General features: G+C 66.0%; 16 protein-coding genes, 2 tRNA genes and 2 pseudogenes. 12 read left to right on the forward strand and 8 right to left on the reverse strand.

Annotated elements, in window-relative coordinates:
• Window positions 1-25 precede the first annotated feature (25 nt).
• Genes serA through QOC76_RS16920 form a run of 3 tightly spaced genes read left to right on the forward strand, consistent with a single transcriptional unit; the run spans window position 26 to window position 3,233 of the window.
• Window positions 26-1,612: a phosphoglycerate dehydrogenase gene (serA, locus tag QOC76_RS16910; RefSeq protein WP_526358352.1), complete on the forward strand. Its 1,587-nt coding sequence runs from the start codon at window positions 26-28 to the stop codon at window positions 1,610-1,612.
• Entirely contained in the window at window positions 1,609-2,619 is a 1,011-nt protein-coding gene (locus QOC76_RS16915) for a 3-isopropylmalate dehydrogenase (protein WP_526358354.1), read from the forward strand. Before serA ends, QOC76_RS16915 begins: the two co-directional genes overlap by 4 nt.
• Window positions 2,620-2,627: 8 nt before the next feature.
• Window positions 2,628-3,233 carry a hypothetical protein gene (locus QOC76_RS16920; protein WP_526358356.1) on the forward strand — a complete coding sequence of 202 codons (606 nt, stop codon included), beginning with the start codon at window positions 2,628-2,630 and terminating at the stop codon, window positions 3,231-3,233.
• 90 nt (window positions 3,234-3,323) lie between these two features.
• On the opposite strand, the gene QOC76_RS16925 is transcribed toward QOC76_RS16920, so the two are convergent.
• Window positions 3,324-3,647, reverse strand: coding sequence for a putative quinol monooxygenase (locus QOC76_RS16925; protein ID WP_526358358.1), 324 nt, complete (start codon window positions 3,645-3,647; stop codon window positions 3,324-3,326).
• A 61-nt stretch (window positions 3,648-3,708) separates the two neighbouring features.
• Between QOC76_RS16925 and QOC76_RS16930 the strand changes: the two genes are divergently transcribed.
• Window positions 3,709-4,143: a MarR family winged helix-turn-helix transcriptional regulator gene (locus QOC76_RS16930; RefSeq protein WP_526358360.1), complete on the forward strand. Its 435-nt coding sequence runs from the start codon at window positions 3,709-3,711 to the stop codon at window positions 4,141-4,143.
• Window positions 4,144-4,166: 23 nt separating this feature from the next.
• Here the strand turns inward: QOC76_RS16930 and QOC76_RS16935 are convergent, their stop codons facing one another.
• Window positions 4,167-4,484: a DUF4333 domain-containing protein gene (locus tag QOC76_RS16935; RefSeq protein WP_526358362.1), complete on the reverse strand. Its 318-nt coding sequence runs from the start codon at window positions 4,482-4,484 to the stop codon at window positions 4,167-4,169.
• 76 nt (window positions 4,485-4,560) lie between these two features.
• Window positions 4,561-5,760 (reverse strand): MFS transporter, encoded by a 1,200-nt coding sequence (locus QOC76_RS16940; RefSeq protein ID WP_526358364.1) that lies wholly within the window; start codon window positions 5,758-5,760, stop codon window positions 4,561-4,563.
• Window positions 5,761-5,874: 114 nt separating this feature from the next.
• On the opposite strand from QOC76_RS16940, the gene QOC76_RS16945 reads away from it, so the two are divergent.
• From QOC76_RS16945 to QOC76_RS16960, 4 genes are all read left to right on the forward strand, one after another.
• The gene (locus QOC76_RS16945) at window positions 5,875-6,684 is read left to right on the forward strand and encodes a fumarylacetoacetate hydrolase family protein (protein ID WP_526358366.1); all 810 of its coding nucleotides are present in this window, start codon (window positions 5,875-5,877) and stop codon (window positions 6,682-6,684) included.
• Between the two features lie 50 nt (window positions 6,685-6,734).
• Entirely contained in the window at window positions 6,735-8,246 is a 1,512-nt protein-coding gene (gene gltX / locus QOC76_RS16950) for a glutamate--tRNA ligase (protein ID WP_526358368.1), read from the forward strand.
• A 117-nt stretch (window positions 8,247-8,363) separates the two neighbouring features.
• Window positions 8,364-8,435, forward strand: a tRNA-Gln gene (locus tag QOC76_RS16955).
• Window positions 8,436-8,497: 62 nt separating this feature from the next.
• Window positions 8,498-8,573, forward strand: a tRNA-Glu gene (locus QOC76_RS16960).
• 7 nt (window positions 8,574-8,580) lie between these two features.
• Here QOC76_RS16960 and QOC76_RS16965 read toward each other — a convergent pair.
• A complete protein-coding gene (locus tag QOC76_RS16965) occupies window positions 8,581-9,282 on the reverse strand; it encodes an IclR family transcriptional regulator (protein WP_526358370.1) in 702 nt (233 codons plus the stop codon).
• A 39-nt stretch (window positions 9,283-9,321) separates the two neighbouring features.
• On the opposite strand from QOC76_RS16965, the gene leuC reads away from it, so the two are divergent.
• The 3 genes from leuC to QOC76_RS16980 all read left to right on the forward strand — a co-directional run bounded on the left by leuC (window position 9,322) and on the right by QOC76_RS16980 (window position 12,222).
• Complete coding sequence (leuC, locus tag QOC76_RS16970) at window positions 9,322-10,752, forward strand: 3-isopropylmalate dehydratase large subunit (protein WP_526358372.1); 1,431 nt, start codon at window positions 9,322-9,324, stop codon at window positions 10,750-10,752.
• 12 nt (window positions 10,753-10,764) lie between these two features.
• Window positions 10,765-11,364, forward strand: coding sequence for a 3-isopropylmalate dehydratase small subunit (leuD, locus tag QOC76_RS16975; protein WP_526358374.1), 600 nt, complete (start codon window positions 10,765-10,767; stop codon window positions 11,362-11,364).
• 198 nt (window positions 11,365-11,562) lie between these two features.
• Window positions 11,563-12,222, forward strand: a complete 660-nt coding sequence (locus QOC76_RS16980; protein ID WP_526358486.1) for an HU family DNA-binding protein — start codon at window positions 11,563-11,565, stop codon at window positions 12,220-12,222.
• A 230-nt stretch (window positions 12,223-12,452) separates the two neighbouring features.
• Here QOC76_RS16980 and QOC76_RS16985 read toward each other — a convergent pair.
• From QOC76_RS16985 to cofC, 4 genes and pseudogenes are all read right to left on the reverse strand, one after another.
• Window positions 12,453-13,382: pseudogene (locus tag QOC76_RS16985) on the reverse strand (ArsR family transcriptional regulator); the annotation flags it as partial.
• A gap of 33 nt (window positions 13,383-13,415) precedes the next feature.
• Window positions 13,416-14,351: an 8-oxo-(d)GTP phosphatase MutT1 gene (gene mutT1, locus QOC76_RS16990; RefSeq protein ID WP_526358376.1), complete on the reverse strand. Its 936-nt coding sequence runs from the start codon at window positions 14,349-14,351 to the stop codon at window positions 13,416-13,418.
• 37 nt (window positions 14,352-14,388) lie between these two features.
• Window positions 14,389-16,585 (reverse strand): annotated as a pseudogene (locus QOC76_RS16995) (RNA degradosome polyphosphate kinase).
• Window positions 16,586-16,631: 46 nt separating this feature from the next.
• Window positions 16,632-17,285 (reverse strand): 2-phospho-L-lactate guanylyltransferase, encoded by a 654-nt coding sequence (gene cofC, locus QOC76_RS17000; protein ID WP_526358378.1) that lies wholly within the window; start codon window positions 17,283-17,285, stop codon window positions 16,632-16,634.
• Window positions 17,286-17,378: 93 nt separating this feature from the next.
• On the opposite strand from cofC, the gene QOC76_RS17005 reads away from it, so the two are divergent.
• Window positions 17,379-18,359: an NAD(P)H-dependent glycerol-3-phosphate dehydrogenase gene (locus QOC76_RS17005; protein ID WP_526358488.1), complete on the forward strand. Its 981-nt coding sequence runs from the start codon at window positions 17,379-17,381 to the stop codon at window positions 18,357-18,359.
• Window positions 18,360-18,363: the final 4 nt, after the last annotated feature.

An 18,363-nucleotide genomic window follows, 5' to 3' on the forward strand; every position in this document is an offset into this window, starting at 1 on the left:
AATTGAAGCCTATTAGGCTGGCCGCGTGAGTCTCCCCGTCGTACTAATTGCCGACAAACTGGCCGAATCGACCGTGGCAGCGCTTGGTGACCAGGTAGAGGTCCGCTGGGTGGACGGCCCCGACCGCGAAAAGCTGCTGGCCGCCGTGCCGCAGGCCGACGCGCTGCTGGTCCGGTCCGCGACCACCGTCGACGCCGAGGTGCTGGCCGCCGCGCCCAAACTCAAGATCGTCGCACGCGCGGGCGTCGGCCTCGACAACGTCGACGTCGACGCCGCCACCGCACGCGGCGTGTTGGTGGTGAACGCGCCGACGTCGAACATCCACAGCGCCGCCGAGCACGCGCTCGCGCTGATGCTGTCGGCCGCACGGCAGATTCCCTCGGCCGACGCGTCACTGCGCGAACACACCTGGAAGCGTTCGTCGTTCTCCGGCACCGAGATCTACGGCAAGACCGTCGGCGTGGTCGGGCTGGGCCGCATCGGCCAGCTCGTCGCCCAGCGGCTTGCCGCATTCGGCACGCATGTCGTCGCCTACGACCCGTACGTGTCGTCCGTGCGTGCCGCACAGCTCGGGATCGAGCTGCTGACGCTCGACGAGCTGCTTTCGCGCGCCGACTTCATCTCCGTGCACCTGCCGAAGACACCCGAGACTGCCGGGTTGATCGGCAAGGAGGCGCTGGCGAAGACGAAGCCCGGGGTGATCATCGTCAATGCCGCCCGCGGCGGGCTGGTCGACGAGGAGGCGCTGGCCGAAGCCGTGTCCAGCGGGCATGTGCGCGCCGCGGGCCTTGACGTGTTCGCCAGCGAGCCGACGACCGACAGCCCGCTCTTCGACCTGCCGCAGGTCGTCGTCACGCCGCACCTCGGTGCGTCGACCGCAGAGGCGCAGGACCGCGCGGGCACCGACGTCGCCGAGAGCGTGAAGCTCGCGCTGGCCGGTGAATTCGTTCCCGGCGCCGTGAACGTCGGCGGTGGCGTCGTGGGCGAGGAGGTGGCGCCATGGCTGGATCTGGTGCGCAAACTCGGGCTGCTGATCGGCGTGCTGTCGGCCGAACTGCCGGTGTCCATCTCCGTTCAGGTGCGTGGCGAGCTGGCATCCGAAGAGGTTGGGGTGCTGCGGCTTTCGGCACTGCGTGGACTGTTCTCCTCGGTGATCGAGGATCCGGTGACATTCGTCAACGCGCCAGCGCTGGCCGCCGAGCGTGGTGTCGAGGCAAGCATCAGCACCGCGACCGAAAGCCCCAATCACCGCAGCGTCGTCGATGTGCGGGCGGTGTGCTCCGACGGCCAGGTCGCCAACGTGGCGGGCACCTTGTCCGGCCCTCAGCAGGTCGAGAAGATCGTCGCGATCAACGGCCGCAACTTCGACCTGCGCGCCGAGGGCATCAACCTGATCATCAACTACGCCGACCAGCCGGGAACGCTTGGCAAGATCGGCACGCTGCTCGGCTCCGCCGGGGTCAACATCCATGCCGCGCAACTCAGCGAGGACGCAGAAGGCGCGAGCGCAACGATTCTGCTGCGCGTCGATCGCGAAGTGCCGCAGGAACTGCGGGCCGAGATCGCCGATGCCGTCGGCGCCAACCTGCTGGAAGTGGTGGACCTGTCGTGAAATTGGCGGTGATCGCCGGCGACGGCATCGGGCCGGAGGTCATCGGCGAGGCGCTCGAGGTCCTCGATGTGGTGCTGCCCGGTGTCGAGAAGACGGAGTACGACCTCGGCGCACGTCGCTACCACGCGACGGGGGAGACGCTGCCCGACGGCATCGTCGAAGAGTTGAGAGGCCACGACGCGATCCTGTTGGGCGCCATCGGTGATCCCTCTGTGCCCAGCGGTGTGCTCGAGCGCGGCCTGCTGCTGACGTTGCGGTTCCAACTCGACCACCACGTGAACCTTCGTCCGTCGCGGCTGTATCCGGGTGTCGACAGCCCGCTGGCCGGTAATCCGCCGATCGACTTCGTCGTCGTGCGCGAGGGCACCGAAGGCCCGTACACCGGCACCGGTGGCGTCATCCGCGTCGGCACACCGCACGAGGTGGCCACCGAGGTCAGCCTGAACACCGCGTTCGGCGTCGAGCGCGTTGTCCGTTACGCGTTCGCACGTGCGGCCGAGCGGCGCAAGCATCTGACGCTGGTGCACAAGACCAACGTGCTGTCGTATGCCGGCAAGCTGTGGTCGCGGGTGGTCGACGAGATCGGCCGGGAGTATCCCGATGTCGAGGTCGCTTATCAACACATCGACGCCGCTACCATCCATATGGTCACCGATCCGGCCCGGTTCGACGTGATCGTCACCGACAACCTGTTCGGCGACATCATCACCGACCTGGCCGCTGCGGTGTCCGGCGGTATCGGGCTGGCGGCCAGCGGCAATATCGATGCCACACGGACCAACCCGTCGATGTTCGAACCAGTTCACGGCAGTGCGCCCGACATCGCGGGCAAGGGCACAGCCGATCCCACCGCGGCGATCATGTCGGTGGCGTTGTTGTTGTCGCATGTCGGTGAGGCCGACGCAGCGGCGCGCGTGGACAAGGCCGTCGAGCAACATTTGGCCGCCCGCGGCGACGCGACGTTCTCGACCTCGGAGGTCCGCGAGCGGATCATCGCGAGCTTGTAAGCCCGTCGGTGGCCACTCTGCGGCGGCAGTGCTGGTTGTTCGCGATCGGCTCGACGTTGTTCGCGATCGCCACCGTGCCGGGGATGTCGGGGGCCGCGGGCGCCGGGCTGAGCAACCTGCTGTGTTTCGTCGGTTCCTGGTTCTTCACCACCGCCGGATGGATGCAGCTGGTGCTGGCCCGACCGAGACTGGGCGTCGGGTGGCATTCCGCGGCAACGCAGTTCGTCGGCACGGTGCTGTTCAACATCAGCACCGGGTCCGCTTTGTGGGCGCATGCCGTCAACCCGGAGCGGCGCCTGGTGTGGGCACCCGACATGCTCGGCTCGCTGGCCTTTCTGGCCAGCGGGGTACTCGGCATCTTCGCGGTGACAGCGATTGTCGGCTACATCGAGTTCGCATCCCGTGACTGGCAGGCGGAGTGGATCAACATGATCGGCTGCCTCGCCTTCGGTGTCTCGGCACTCGGCGCATTCGTCACCGAGACGGGAGTGACGGAGGACGCGCTGCTGGCCAACGCGGGCACCTTCGTCGGTGCGCTGTGCTTCCTGGCCGCCGCGCTCCTGGTGCTGCCGCGGCGGCGGAAATCGCTTGATCCAGCGGGGGATAGGCGATAGGCCGCGGCTGGTCCTCGGACTCTTCGGAGCGCGCGGCGTGGCGGCGTATCGCCGACGCCTTCAGCGGCGCATCGGCGATGTCCCGTTGAACTAACGCTCGTGCACCGATTCCACGGTGTACAGGTGGGGATCGAAGCTGACGGCCATCGCGGCCGCGGTGGCCATGTGTTCGCGGGCGGTCGCGTCGGCGAGCATCTTCTCGTAGGCCTGCGGACTGTCCCACTGCGCGTAGTTGACGACCCGGGTGCGGTCGGTGCTCAGATGAATGTTCGCCGATCGGAAGCCGGGCTGATGTTGCATCACGTTCTCGGTGGCCGATGTCAACAGCCCGGCGAGGTCTGCCGCCTTCTCCGGCTCGACGGTGAACACATTGATCAGCGTGGCGTAGCTGCTCTGCTGGCGGATCGTGGTCATGCTTCCTCCGTTGTCAGGTTCCTTACATAGGCAACCATAGCACTGGTGTAAGGTTCCTGTCATGAGCGTGTCCGAAACCGAGTGGGCCGTCGGCTACCTGGTGAAACGTGTGCAACAGTCACTGCGCAGGCAATGCGATGCTGCCTTGCGGCCGAGCGGGCTCTCGATGGCTCAGTACGCGGCGATGCGAGCGCTGGCCGATCATCCGGAGGCCTCGGCCTCGGAGTTGGCGCGACTGTGTTTCGTGACCAGGCAGTCGCTTCAAGACCTGCTTGCCGGCCTGAGATCCGCCGGCTTCGTCAGGGACGCCAAAGTACCGCCACGCGGTCGCGCGCGTTCGCTGGAGGTCACCGCCGCAGGCGCGAAACGCCTTGCGCAGGCCCACACCGCCGTGATGAGCGTGGAATCCGCCATGCTCGACGGCTTGTCGGCGAGCGCGCAACGACAGCTCGCCGCATCGCTCGATCGATGCGCCCGGAACCTCGAGACCGACTGACGGCTTCGTGCAGCCGGCCGTGACTATTGCGGTTTGTCGTCGACCTTGAGGTCGAACTTGACGTCGGTGCCGTCGACCTTGGTCACGTCGACGCTGACGCCGTAGGTCTCGCCGGCGTCGTTGAGCGAGCAGCGGGTCGTCGCACCGACTTCGCCCTTGAGGTCGTCCGGGCAGTCGACCGACTCCGGCGCACGCCCGACCTGCTTCTGGAGTTGGGCCGAGATCTCTTTCGCCAGTTCACCCTTGTCCACCGTCGGCGTTGTCGAAGCGGAGAACGAACATGCCGCCGCGGTGGTCACCGTCGCAGCTGTCCACACCGCGGATCGGAGTAGTCGCCGCATCGGGAACCTCCTGTGTGTGCGGTTGCGCAGCAACTCTGGCACACACCGCGGGGCCCTGCCCCGCTTTCGATCATGATCACGTGCGACCACTGATCAGCGGGTCCGTTTCGACGGGGACCAGCGGTATCGCGATCAGCGGGAAGAAGGCGCAGACGGCAAACGCCGCTGCATAGCCCGCAACGCCGATCAACGCACCGAGCAACGGCGGCGCAACGCCCGCGGTCAGCAGCTGGCTGGTGTTCTGCGTGCCGAGCGCCCGCCCGCTCCAGAAGGGCCCTGCGATCTCGGCGATCGCGGTGAACGCTAAGCCGTTGTCGGACACGGTGATCACCGAGGCGACGACCACCATCGCGACACTGATCGGTGAGGCCAGCCAATCGGTGAGCGCCAGCAGACCCATCGAGGCGGCCGCCGCGAGCGCGATGACGCGGATCGGCCGCAGCCGCGACCGCACGACGTCCGACCACCGGCCCGCGGCGATACGGCCGACGGCACCGAGCACTTGGGCGACCGTCACCAGCACCCCGGCCGATCCCGCCGACCAGCCGCGCTCTGTCATCAACCACACCAACGTGAAAGTCCACACCACCACCTGGGGTGCCACCAGAAGCATCGACACGGCGTGGATTCGCCACAGCGTCGCAGAGCCGCGGTAGGGGTTGGCGAGGTCGTCCTCCGTAGCCTCGGTGCGCGGCGGACGCGGCGGATCCTTCACCGCGACAGCGCACACGACGGCCGACGCCGCGCACACCACGGCGGGGAAGAGCAGCGCCGCCGAGACACCGTAGTTCTCCGCCAATCGCGGAATCACCAACGCCCCCAGACCGACTCCGAGTGGCTGAGCCGTCTGCCGGATGCCCATGACGAGCCCTCGTTGTTGCGGCGGGAACCATCCCACCACCAGCCGGCCACTGGCGGAGTTGCTGCTCGCCGCCGCCATTCCGCCGAGCAACAAAAACGTGCCGACACCAACCAGCGAATGCGCAGAAGCCGCCGCGAACGCCGCGCCCGCCGTCAGCGCCGACCCCAACGCCAGCACGATGCGTTCGCCGATCCGGTCGACGACGTAGCCCCACGCGATGAGGGTGAACACCATACCGAAACTCGGCATCGACGACAGCAGACCGGCCTTGGCCAGGTCGAGTCCGCGTTCGGTGTGCAAGGTCGGAATCAGAAACGCCGCACCGTTGATGAACACGTTGGCGAACAACGTCGACGTCAACGCGACCGCCAGCATCGACCAGCGCCGCATGGTGCCGGTGGTCTCCGCGGTCATGCGGCCATCGTCGCACAGCCGTCTCAGCATATTGAACTGCAATCTCATATAGTGGTACAGAGCGAGGATGGAGCGGCCTTCGATGGCCCCATTGCCGCCCACTAGGCTGAACTGATGCGCCTAGGCCGAATCGCCAGTCCCGACGGGGTCGCCTTCGTCAGCATCGAGGGTGCGCCCGATGACCCCGCTGCCGTCGTCAAAGAGATCGCCGAGCACCCGTTCGGCAGCCCCACCTTCACGGGCAGGCAGTGGCCGTTGGCCGATGTCCGGCTGCTGGCGCCGATCCTGGCCAGCAAGGTGGTCTGCATCGGCAAGAACTACGCCGCTCACATCGCGGAGATGGCTGACGCGAGGAGCAATGCGGGAATCAGCGGCGAGTTCCCCGATCCCGTCATCTTCATGAAGCCGAACACCGCGATCATCGGACCCAACATTCCGATCCAACTTCCCGCGGACGCCCATCCGGTGCACTTCGAGGGAGAGTTGGCCGCCGTTATCGGCAGGCCTTGCAAGGACGTGCCGGCTGCCCGGGTGGCCGAGAACATCCTCGGCTACACCATCGCCAACGATGTCACGGCGCGCGATCAGCAGAAGAAGGACGGCCAGTGGACCCGCGCGAAGGGTCACGACACGTTCTGTCCCGTCGGCCCGTGGATCGCCACGGACGTCGATCCGTCGGACCTCGCGATCCGGACCGAGGTCAACGGCGAGGTGAAACAGGACAGCCGAACGTCGAACATGATTCACGACGTCGGCGCCATCGTGGAATGGATTTCGGCCGTGATGACGCTGCTGCCCGGCGACCTCATCCTGACGGGCACGCCTGACGGGGTGGGGCCGATCGAGAACGGCGACACCGTCAGCATCACGATCGAGGGCATCGGCACACTGACCAATCCCGTTGTGCGCAAGGCAAAGTTATGACCGCGCACGCGAGGAGCGGAGTATTGACCGCGCACGCGAGGAGCGGAGTTATGACCGCGCACGCGAGGAGCGGAAACAATGGTGAACGGGTCCGGGTGAGGTTCTGCCCGTCGCCGACCGGCACGCCGCACGTCGGCCTCGTTCGCACCGCGCTGTTCAACTGGGCCTACGCGCGCCACAACGGTGGGGACTTCGTGTTCCGGCTCGAAGACACCGACCCCGAACGCGACAGTGAGGAGAGTTATCGAGCACTGCTGGACGCGCTGAACTGGCTGGGTTTGAACTACGACGAGGGCCCCGAGGTAGGCGGACCCTACGGCCCCTACCGTCAGTCCCAGCGCCGCGACATCTACCGCGATGTGGTGGAGCGTCTGGTGGCCGCGGGGGAGGTGTACGAGGCGTACTCCACGCCCGAGGAGGTGGAGGCGCGGCATGTCGCAGCGGGACGGAACCCGAAGCTGGGCTACGACAATTTCGATCGCACGCTGACCGACGAGCAACGCGCCGCCCATCGCGAGGAGGGCCGCAGGCCGGTGCTGCGGCTGCGGATGCCCGACGACGCGATCACCTGGAACGACCTCGTGCGCGGTGAAACGACGTTCGCGCCTGGCACGGTGCCCGATTATGCGCTGACCCGCGCGAGCGGAGACCCGTTGTACACGTTGGTCAATCCGGTCGACGACGCGCTGATGAAGATCACGCACGTGTTGCGCGGAGACGACCTGCTGTCGTCCACACCGCGCCAGATCGCGCTGTACCGGGCGCTGATGCGCATCGGTGTCGCCGATCGCATTCCGGAGTTCGGACATCTGCCCGCCGTACTGGGAGAGGGCACCAAGAAGCTGTCCAAGCGTGACCCGCAGTCCAACCTCTTCCTGCACCGCGACCGCGGCTTCATCCCGGAGGGTCTGCTGAATTATCTGGCGCTGCTGGGCTGGTCGATCGCCGACGACCGCGACGTGTTCAGCCTCGACGAGATGGTGGCCGCCTTCGATGTGGTCGACGTCAACTCCAGCCCGGCCCGCTTCGACCAGAAGAAGGCCGACGCGCTGAACGCCGATCACATCCGGCTGCTGACCGAGGACGAGTTCACCCGACGGTTGCGGTCGTACTTCGACACCCACGCATACGACACAGGGCTGGGGGATCAACAGTTCGCCGAGGCCGCGCGCCTGGTGCAGACCCGCATCGTCGTGCTCGGGGATGCGTGGGACCTGCTGAAGTTCCTCAACGACGACGAGTTCACGCTCGACGAGAAGGCCGCGGCGAAGGAATTGGGCCCCGACGCGGCTGCGGTCCTCGACGCCGCGCTGCGTGCGCTCGAGGGCGTCGACGGATGGCGCGTCGACACGATCGAAGCGGCCCTCAAGGCTGCGCTGTTGGAGGACCTGGCCCTCAAGCCGCGCAAGGCGTTCGGTCCGATCCGGGTGGCCGTGACCGGAGCGTCGGTCAGCCCGCCGCTGTTCGAGTCGCTGGAGCTGCTCGGCCGTGACCGCAGCCTGCAGCGCCTGCGCGCCGGCCGCGACCGTGCGGCGGCGGCAGCGGCAGCGACCAGCGGATGAGAAGCGGACTCGAAATCTTTGGTAATCTGCACGTCGGCCCGGCATCACAGGCGAGTTGCTCGCTCAGGGATTGCTTGGCCCGGAAATAGCTTGTGACCAGCGGTTACAGGCAGCCAATGGGGTATGGTGTAATTGGCAACACAGCGGTTTCTGGTACCGCCATTCTAGGTTCGAGTCCTGGTACCCCAGCAGTGCGAACGAATTGGGCCGGCATTGGCTACTGAGCTATGCTGACCCTTCGGAAAGTTCTGGCCCCCGTCGTCTAGCGGCCTAGGACGCCGCCCTCTCACGGCGGTAGCGTGGGTTCGAATCCCATCGGGGGTACCACTTTTATTCACAGTCGGCGGGCCAGTGCGTCCGCGGCGGCCAGCAGGTCGGCCGCCCATCGAGCGCCCGGCCGACGCCCTATCCGATCGATCGGCCCCGACACCGATACAGCCGCGATCACTTGACCCCGCCCGTCGCGCACGGGCGCTGAGACGCTTGCCACGCCCGGCTCGCGTTCGGCAACGCTTTGCGCCCAGCCGCGCTTGCGTACCTCCGCCAGTGCGCGGTCGGTGAACTTGGCGGTGGGCAGCACCGCCTGCTGCGTCGCGGCATCGCTGTACGCCAGCAGGATCTTCGCGCCAGAGCCGGCCGTCATCGGCAGGTGTATGCCCACCGGGACGGTATCGCGAAGTCCCGCAGGCGGTTCCAGTGCTGCAACGCAGATCCGCGATGTGCCCTCGCGGCGATAGAGCTGAACGCTTTCGCCGGTGATCTCGCGCAGCCTCGGCAACACGGCGGCACCCGCGGCCAGCAGCGGGTCGTTGACGTGGCCTGCCAGCTCGACCAGCGCGGGGCCGAGCCGCCAGCGGCCCTCGGCGTCGCGGGCGAGCAGCCGGTGGACCTCCAGCCCCGCGGCGAGCCGGTGCGCGGTGGCCCGGGGTAGGCCCGTCCGCTCGCACAGTTCGGCCAGCGCGCAGGGCGACTCGGCGATCGTGTGCAGCAGCCCAACCGCTTTGTCCAGCACGCCGATACCGCTATCCTGTCTCACAAGGAGATACTAGCGTTCCAGAATGTGAGATGGTCAAGTATGACGAGCGACGCGCGACCGCGCACCATGGCGGAGAAGGTATGGGACGACCACGTCGTCGCCCTCGGCGGCGGCACGGGAGATGCCCGCGAACCCGATCTGATCTACATCGACCTCCATCTCATCCATGAGGTCACCAGCCCGCAGGCGTTCGACGGGTTGCGTCTCGCGGGCCGCGGTGTCCGGCGACCGGATCTGACCATCGCGACCGAAGACCACAACGTGCCGACGGTCGACATCGACAAGCCGATCGCGGATCCGGTCTCGCGCATTCAAGTCGAAACGCTGCGACGCAATTGTGAAGAGTTCGGCATCCGACTGCACCCGATGGGCGATTCCGAGCAAGGCATCGTGCACATCATCGGACCGCAACTCGGCCTCACTCAGCCGGGTATGACGGTCGTCTGCGGCGACAGTCACACGTCGACCCACGGTGCATTCGGTTCACTCGCGATGGGCATCGGCACGTCGGAGGTCGAGCATGTGCTCGCCACGCAGGCCTTGCCGCTGAGTCCGTTCAAGACGATGGCGGTCAACGTCGACGGCACACTGCCCGCGGGAGTCAGCGCGAAAGACATCATCCTGGCGGTGATCGCGAAGATCGGCACCGGCGGCGGACAGGGTCACGTCATCGAATACCGGGGCAGCGCGATCGAAGCGTTGTCGATGGAAGGCCGGATGACGATCTGCAATATGAGCATCGAGGCCGGCGCGCGCGCAGGCATGGTCGCACCCGATGAGACGACGTATGAATATCTGCGCGGACGTCCGCACGCTCCGACGGGTGCCGATTGGGATTCGGCGGTCGAAGCGTGGGACCGGTTGCGCTCCGATGAGGGCGCGGAATTCGACACCGAGGTGTACATCGACGCCTCGACGCTGAGCCCGTTCGTCACATGGGGCACCAACCCGGGCCAGGGCGTACCGCTGTCGGGATCGGTGCCGGACCCGGAATTGCTCGATGACAGCGAGCGGCAGTCCGCCGAGAAGGCATTGGCCTATATGGATCTTCGGCCCGGCACAGCAATGCGCGACATTCCGGTGGACACCGTCTTCGTGGGTTCGTGCACCAACGGACGCATCGAAGACCTGCGAGTGGTTGCCGACATCTTGCGTGGCCGCACGGTGGCCGACGGCGTGCGGATGCTCGTCGTCCCCGGTTCCATGCGGGTGCGTGCGCAGGCCGAATCCGAGGGACTGGGCGAGATCTTCACGGCTGCGGGTGCGCAGTGGCGACAGGCCGGCTGCTCGATGTGCCTCGGTATGAACCCCGACCAGTTGTCCCCAGGGCAACGGTGCGCGTCGACGTCCAACCGAAATTTCGAGGGCAGGCAAGGCAAGGGTGGCCGTACACATTTGGTGTCGCCCGCCGTCGCCGCCGCGACCGCTGTGCGCGGAACGTTGTCCTCACCCGCAGACCTGAGCCGCTAGAGGAGAGCAAGAATGGAACCGTTCCGCACTCACACGGGCATCGGCGTTCCGCTGCGCCGGTCCAATGTCGACACCGACCAGATCATCCCTGCGGTGTACCTGAAGCGCGTTACCCGAACGGGTTTCGAGGACGGACTTTTCGCGTCGTGGCGCAACGACCCGTCGTTCGTCTTGAATCTGAGTCCGTTCGACAAGGGGTCGGTGTTGGTCGCCGGTCCCGATTTCGGCACGGGGTCGTCGCGCGAACACGCGGTGTGGGCGCTCATGGATTACGGCTTCCGTGTCGTCATCTCGTCTCGATTCGCCGACATTTTTCGCGGGAATGCGGGCAAGGCGGGCTTACTCGCGGCGGAAGTCGCCCAAGATGATGTGGAGCTGCTGTGGAAGCTGATCGAGCAGCAGCCGGGGCTGGAAATCACTGTGAATCTTCAAGATCGCAACGTGGCCGCAGGAACGGTCCTGCTGCCGTTCAAGATTGACGATTACACGGCCTGGCGATTGCTCGAAGGACTCGACGATATAGGGCTTACGCTGCGAAAACTGGATAAGATCGAGTTGTATGAATCTAATCGCCCGGAGTGGAAACCACACACCTTGCCCGCCCCCGGATAGCGGTCGAAGCAACCGAAATTAGGGGTTTGCAAACCGCTCCTCCGACCCCCTCGCCAGCGGCCATGCGCGGCAACCAGATTGCGGAATTTCGTGCCAGCAACGCTTGAAATTGCGCGTGGCTCTTGGAAATCAGTGGTAACTCGTATTACCGTGTCTTTCTAGTTGGTCCAAGGTGGATCACTGGTGTGGAGGTTTTGCATGAACAAAGCAGAGCTGATCGACGTACTCACGAAGAAGCTCGACACTGATCGTCGGACGGCAACCGAAGCCGTCGAAAACGTTGTCGACACAATCGTGCGTGCGGTGCATAAGGGTGAGAGTGTCACCATTACCGGTTTCGGCGTCTTCGAACAGCGCCGTCGTGCAGCCCGGGTCGCGCGAAATCCGCGTACCGGGGAGACAGTGAAAGTGAAACCAACGTCCGTGCCGGCATTCCGGCCCGGCGCTCAGTTCAAAGCGGTTGTCTCTGGCGCACAGCGCCTATCGGCGGAAGGACCTGCAGTGAAGCGTGGAAGTGGAACCGGTACGGCCCGCAAGGCCGCCAAGAAGACGGCGGCCAAGAAGGCTGTGAAGCGCAGCCCGGCCAAGAAGGCGGCCACTAAGCGCACCGCTGCCAAGAAGGCGACGAAGCGTAGCCCGGCCAAGAAGGCGGCCACTAAGCGCACCGCTGCCAAGAAGGCGACGAAGCGCACTCCGGCCAAGAAGGCCACCGCAACAAAGCGCACCGCTGCCAAGAAGACGGCGAAGCGTGCTCCGGCCAAGAAGGCCACCAAGCGCGCTGCTGCCAAGAAGACGGCGAAGCGCAGCCCGGCCAAGAAGGCTGTGCGTCGCTCGCCGGCCAAGAAGGGCCGTCGGTAAATTTCGCATCGGATACGCCGTGGGTCATCGCGACCCACGGCGTATCTGCGTCTTACTGCAGCAGCTCGGCCGCTACGGCTTCGACAATCGAGGCGGCCCCGACTGTGGGACCGGTACGGGTGAAGCGGAAACCCGCCTGGCGCAACAACTCGGCGTACTTCGCCTCCGTGCGCTCCCTGCCGTTGGCGGACCAGCATTTCCAGATCGAGCAGCTTCGACAAGTGCTCGCGATCGTCTTCGGGAACCACAGCCTCGACGATCAACACTTTGGCGTCGGGATTCATCGCGGTCCGGACGTTACGCATAATCTGCAACGACTTCTCGTCATCCCAGTCGTGGATGATGTGCTTGAGCACGTAGGCGTCAGCGCCCGCAGGCACCGACTCGAAAAATGATCCGCCGATGGCGGCGCATCGATCCGATACTCCTGCGGACCCGAGAACAGCCTGCGCGCCTTCGGGCACCGATTCGGCGTCGAACAGAATCCCCCGACTGTTCGGCGCCCGGCGCAGAATCGCCGAAACCAATAGGCCGTGCCCGCCGCCCACGTCGACGATCGTGCCGAATTGCGAGAAGTCGTATGCGGACACCACCACCGGGGTCTCCATCTTCGAAATGCTCGTCATCCCGTCGTTGAACGCCGCAGCCAGCCCCGGCACATCCTGGAACCATTCGAAAGTCGGCTTGCCCCTGTCTTCCTCGATGGCGCATCGGCCGGTATGCACGGAGTGAGACAGCTGACCCCAGTGTTCCCAGTGCAGCGGGTCCCCGGCGAACAGCACATAGCCCCGGATCGAATCGGGTGCGTCGATGCGCAACGCTTCACCCATCGGCGCGAGTGCGAACCGGCCACCGCGACGCTGTGTGAAGATGCCGCGGCGCGCGAGCAGGCGCATCAAGCGATAAACCGCGTCCGGATCGGCGCCAACGCTCTCGGCGATCACGTCCGCGCTCTTCGGCCCGTCGTGTAACGCTTCGATGATTCCGAGCTTCGTCGCGGTGTACACGTCCTGCGCTATCCAGGCCGTCGAGATCAACTTGAGCAGCGAGGCGTTCGGCGGTTGCAGCTTTCGTTCGAACCGACGCAGTCTGCGCCGCAATGAGTCGACTGCACGGGCGGCGCGAACCGGTGGAAGTTTGGGCGGCGCGTCGGCGGGCATGGGATCACTTCGGGCTTCGCCGGCGCGCGCCGGCTATTTCTTGGTGGCGAGCGGACTATCGATATGGTCGGCCGCCACCAAATGGCCCTGCCATGATGACATCACCCACGTGCTGCCCTTGCGGTTACGTGACTTGTCGGGACGCACGCCGTCGCGCTCACACCACCACCCGATGAGATCCGGTATGACTTTGCCTTGCGTGCAGATCACCGGCGTGCCTTCCGCGGCGGCGATCTCGAGTACGCGGCGGCGGGCCGACTTGCGATCGGCTGCGTAGGCCTCCTCGGTCAACAGCGGTTCGTTGTGGATTGGCACGCCGAGTTCGTCGGCCAACGGTTCGAGGGTCTGATGGCAGCGGAGGCGGTCTGCGGCGTAGAGCGTGTCGGCACCGAACGCCAGAAGTTGACCGACCAATGATTCGGCTTGAGCGCGGCCGCGTTTGTCCAACGGGCGTAGCCGATCGTCGCCCTTGTAGCGAGACTTGCTGCCTGCCGTGGCGTGCCGAACGATGAGGGTGGTCTTGGTGTCGGCGGGCAGCTTGGCGAACCGGCGCAGCACCTTCCGGTCGTGGGCGTATTGGACTTGCTTGATCGCCGCAGAAACGGGCAGCCACTTCAGCTCGTCGACTTCTGGGTTCGGGGTGAACTCGCCGTGGACGATCCGTGCCGCCCAGTACCGCACCTTCTTGATGCACTGCTCTTCGACCGGATAGCTGACCGACGCCAATCGCCGCCCGAGGCGTGAACGGTAACCGGTTTCCTCGGCCACTTCGCGTACCGCGGTGATGGGTTCGCTCTCTCCGACGTCGACCTTGCCCTTGGGCAGGGACCAGTCGTCGTAACGCGGCCGGTGAATCACCGCGACTTCGGGTTCGTCGCCGTCGTCGCTGCAACGCCACAGCACCGCACCCGCCGCCAGAACGGCCTTCTTGGACGGCGCCGCGGCGCTGTTGGGGGAACCCTTCGCCACCTCAACTCCTGCAGATCATCGACAACCGCGGGAACCCTCAAGGGTGCCGGTGACGTTCCATCAGCCAAACCTGATGATCACGCACTGTCTCGCCCTCCCGAGGTGACGCCGTCCAACTCCCGTCGTCGCCCAGTTCCCAGCACCGGGTCGCCGGATTCATCGCCGACTCGAACACCTCGTCCAGTTGCGCCTTCAGTCTCGGATCCTTCACTTGCGCCATCACTTCGACCCGACGGTCGAGATTACGATGCATCATGTCGGCACTGCCGATCCAGAACTCGTCGATGACGCCGAAGTGAATAATTCGTGAGTGTTCGAGGAACCTGCCGAGAATCGATCGCACCGTGATGTTCTCGGAGAAACCGGGAGCGCCGGGCCGCAGCGCGCAGATACCGCGGACTACCACCTCGACTCGCACGCCGGCCTGTGAGGCGCGATAGAGCGCGTCGATCACCTGCTCGTCGACCAACGCGTTGGCCTTCACGCGGATTCTGCCCTCGGCGCCGTCTCGCGTGGCCGCGGCCTCGCGTTCGATTCGTTCGATGATGCCCCTGCGCACACCGTGCGGCGCGACCAGCAGATTGCGGTAGGAATCCTTGCGTGAGTAGCCGGTCAACGAGTTGAAGAGATCGGTGAGGTCGGCGCCGATGTCGGGGGCGGCCGTCAACAGCCCGACATCCTCATACAGCCGTGCGGTTTTCGGGTTGTAGTTGCCGGTGCCCACATGGCAATAGCGCCGGATCGCCGAGCCTTCGCGGCGCACCACCAATGCCGTCTTGCAGTGCGTCTTCAGCCCGATCAATCCGTACACCACGTGCACGCCCGCCTGCTCGAGTGCTCGCGCCCACTTGATGTTGGCCTGTTCGTCGAATCGCGCCTTGATCTCCACCAGTGCGACGACCTGCTTACCGGCTTCAGCGGCGTCGATCAACGCGTTGACGATCGGAGAGTCACCCGACGTGCGGTACAACGTCTGCTTGATCGCCAACACATTCGGGTCGGCGGCTGCTTGTTCGATGAACCGCTGCACGGTTGTCGAGAACGAGTCGTATGGGTGGTGAACGAGGACGTCACCGTCGCGCAGCGTCGCGAAGATGCTTTTGGGTGTCTCCCGCTCGCCGAAGGCGGGCGGGGTGGCTGGCACGAACGGGGGATCCTTGAGGTCCGGACGGTCGACACCGTAGATCTGCCACAGCGACGAGAGATCCAGTAGGCCGGGTACCTCGATGACGTCCCCGGGGTTCACGTCGAGCTCGCGCAGCAGGAGTTCCAACATGTTCTCGGTCATGTCGTCGGCGACTTCGAGGCGTACCGGCGAGCCGAATCGCCTGCGGGCCAGCTCCCGCTCGAGCGCCTGCAGCAGATCCTCGTCGCGGTCTTCTTCGACCTCGAAATCCGCGTTGCGAGTGATACGGAACGCGTGGTGCTCGACGATCTCCAAGCCGGGGAACAGCACCGGCAGAAACGCCGCGATCAGTTCCTCCATCGGCAGGAAACGCAACGCACCGTCGCGGCTGTCGAGTTCGACGAAACGGTCGACGTTGTCGGGCACCTTGATTCGGGCGAAGTGCTGACCGCCGTCGTCGGGCGCCTTGACGGTGATGGCCAGGTTCAGGCTCAGCCCGCTGACGAACGGGAACGGATGCGCCGGGTCGACCGCCAGCGGTGTCAGCACCGGGAACACCTGCTCGTGGAAGTAGGTGGACAGCCTGCCCCGCTCGTCGTCGTCGAGCTGTAGCCAGTTGACGATCAGGATTCCCTCGTCGGCGAGCGCCGGGCGCACCGAATCGAGGAATACGTGCGCGTGTCTGTTGGCGATCTGCTGCGTGCGTTCACTGATGCGCCGCAGCTGTTCGCGGGGCGACAGGCCGTCAGCGGAGCGCACCGACAGACCCATCTCGTCGCGACGTTTCAGCCCTGCCACCCGAACCATGTAGAACTCGTCGAGGTTCGACGAGAAAATCGCGAGAAACTTCGCCCGCTCGAGCAGGGGCAGCGACGTGTCGGCGGCCAGTGCCAGCACCCGGGCGTTGAAGTCCAGCCAGCTCAGCTCGCGGTTGAGGTACCGATCCTCGGGCAGCGCATCGTCGACGGCCGGTGCCGTCGCCGCAGGTGGTGCCTCCGGGGTCTTTTGATCCCCCTCGCGTGCGGACGCCGATTCACTCGGCACCGCATCGGTGCCATCCGTTCGAATTCGTGTCTCGGCTTCGGTCATTCCTTCGATCATTCCTCATCCGCGAGCCGAACTTCTACCGACGACCGTTTTCCGTCGACAGCTGTTTACCTTGGTCGCCCGATGGCCTGCGCGGTCGCCGCACCCACACCAAGCCGGCGTGCCACCAGCAGGTCGTCGGGCGTGTCGATGTCGCAGCGCAAGCCCGGCCAGGCTCCGGTCAGCTCGATGGCTCCCGAATGCTGATGCTGTCGGGCCGAGTCGGCCCCGAAGTGAGGGTCCAGCGGTACACCGAAGGCAAACAGTGCCGAGGTGCCAGTGCCGTGTCGGTCGCCGACGAAACTGCGGCGGTAGCCGCGGGCGGCGCTGATCGCTTCGGCCAGTTCCTGCGGCTGAAGCGCGGGTAGATCTCCTTGCAGTGCAACGACATTCGGCGTGGACTCGCTCACGGCGGCCTCCGCGGCGGCGATCGCGTTGTTCAGCGGGTTACGGTGGCCGTCCGGTGTCGGATCGGTCAGTACCTGCGCGCCCATCTCCTGCGCGGTCTCGGCGGCAACCCGGTCGGGCGTGACAACGGTGACGGTCATCAGCGCGGGGACCGCCAGCGCGGCCCTGATCGTGTCGACCATCATCGCCAGCACCACGCGTTCCCTGGTCGCTGCGGAGAACACCGGTGCCAGTCTCGTCTTGGCGGCGGTGAGCCGCTTGACCGCGATGACCAACCCGACGTCAGCCGGCGCGCCGGTCTGCGTGCCGCTCATGCTTTGTCATCCTGCCAGTCCGGGCCGCCGGCGCAGCCCAGATGTCGCCACAGCGGACCGCGATAGGGTGAAACCGTGGTCGAAGCGGCGGTGATGGGGGCCGGTGCGTGGGGAACGGCGCTGGCTAAGGTGTTGGCCGATGCGGGCAATGACGTCACGCTGTGGTCTCGCCGCCGCGAACTGGCCGACGAGATCAACAACACGCACCGCAATCCCGAATATCTCGGCGACGTCGGCCTGCCGACGTCGGTCCGCGCCACCAGTGACGCCGGCGAGGCGCTGACAGGCGCGTGCACGGTGCTGCTCGCCGTCCCGTCGCAGACGCTTCGCGCCAATCTCACCGACTGGGCCGGCCTGCTGGGCCACGACGTGACGCTGGTCAGCCTGGCCAAGGGCATCGAACTCGACACGCTGATGCGGATGAGCCAGGTGGTGGTGCAGGTGACCGGCGCCGACCCGTCGCGGGTGGCCGTCGTCACCGGACCGAACCTGGCCAGCGAAATCGCCGAGGAGCAGCCGGCGGCCACCGTCGTCGCCTGCGCCGACTCCGGCCGGGCGGTGACGCTGCAGCGGGCGCTGGCCACCAGGTACTTCCGCCCGTACACCAACGCCGACGTCATCGGCGCAGAGGTCGGCGGCGCATGCAAGAACGTCATCGCGTTGGCCTGCGGCATGGCGGCTGGTGTCGGGATGGGCGAGAACTCGGTGGCGGCGATCATCACCCGTGGACTCGCCGAGATCATGCGGCTGGGCATCGCCCTGGGCGCCAAACCCGCCACGTTGGCCGGCCTGGCCGGAGTCGGCGACCTCGTCGCGACATGTACGTCGCCGCACTCGCGCAACCGCACGTTCGGATCCCGGCTCGGTGCGGGGCAGTCGTTGGAGGCCGCGAAATCGGCGGCGGGCGGGCACATCGCAGAGGGCGTCAGCTCATGTGAGTCGGTGCTGGCACTTGCGGAAAGCTACGACGTCGAGATGCCGTTGACCGATGCGGTCAACCGGGTCTGCCACAAGGGATTATCCGTTCCGGAAGCGGTCGCGCTGCTGCTCGGCCGCAGCACCAAGCCGGAGTAGCGGT

This window comes from Mycobacterium sp. (assembly GCF_032159565.1).
Lineage (GTDB): Bacteria > Actinomycetota > Actinomycetes > Mycobacteriales > Mycobacteriaceae > Mycobacterium.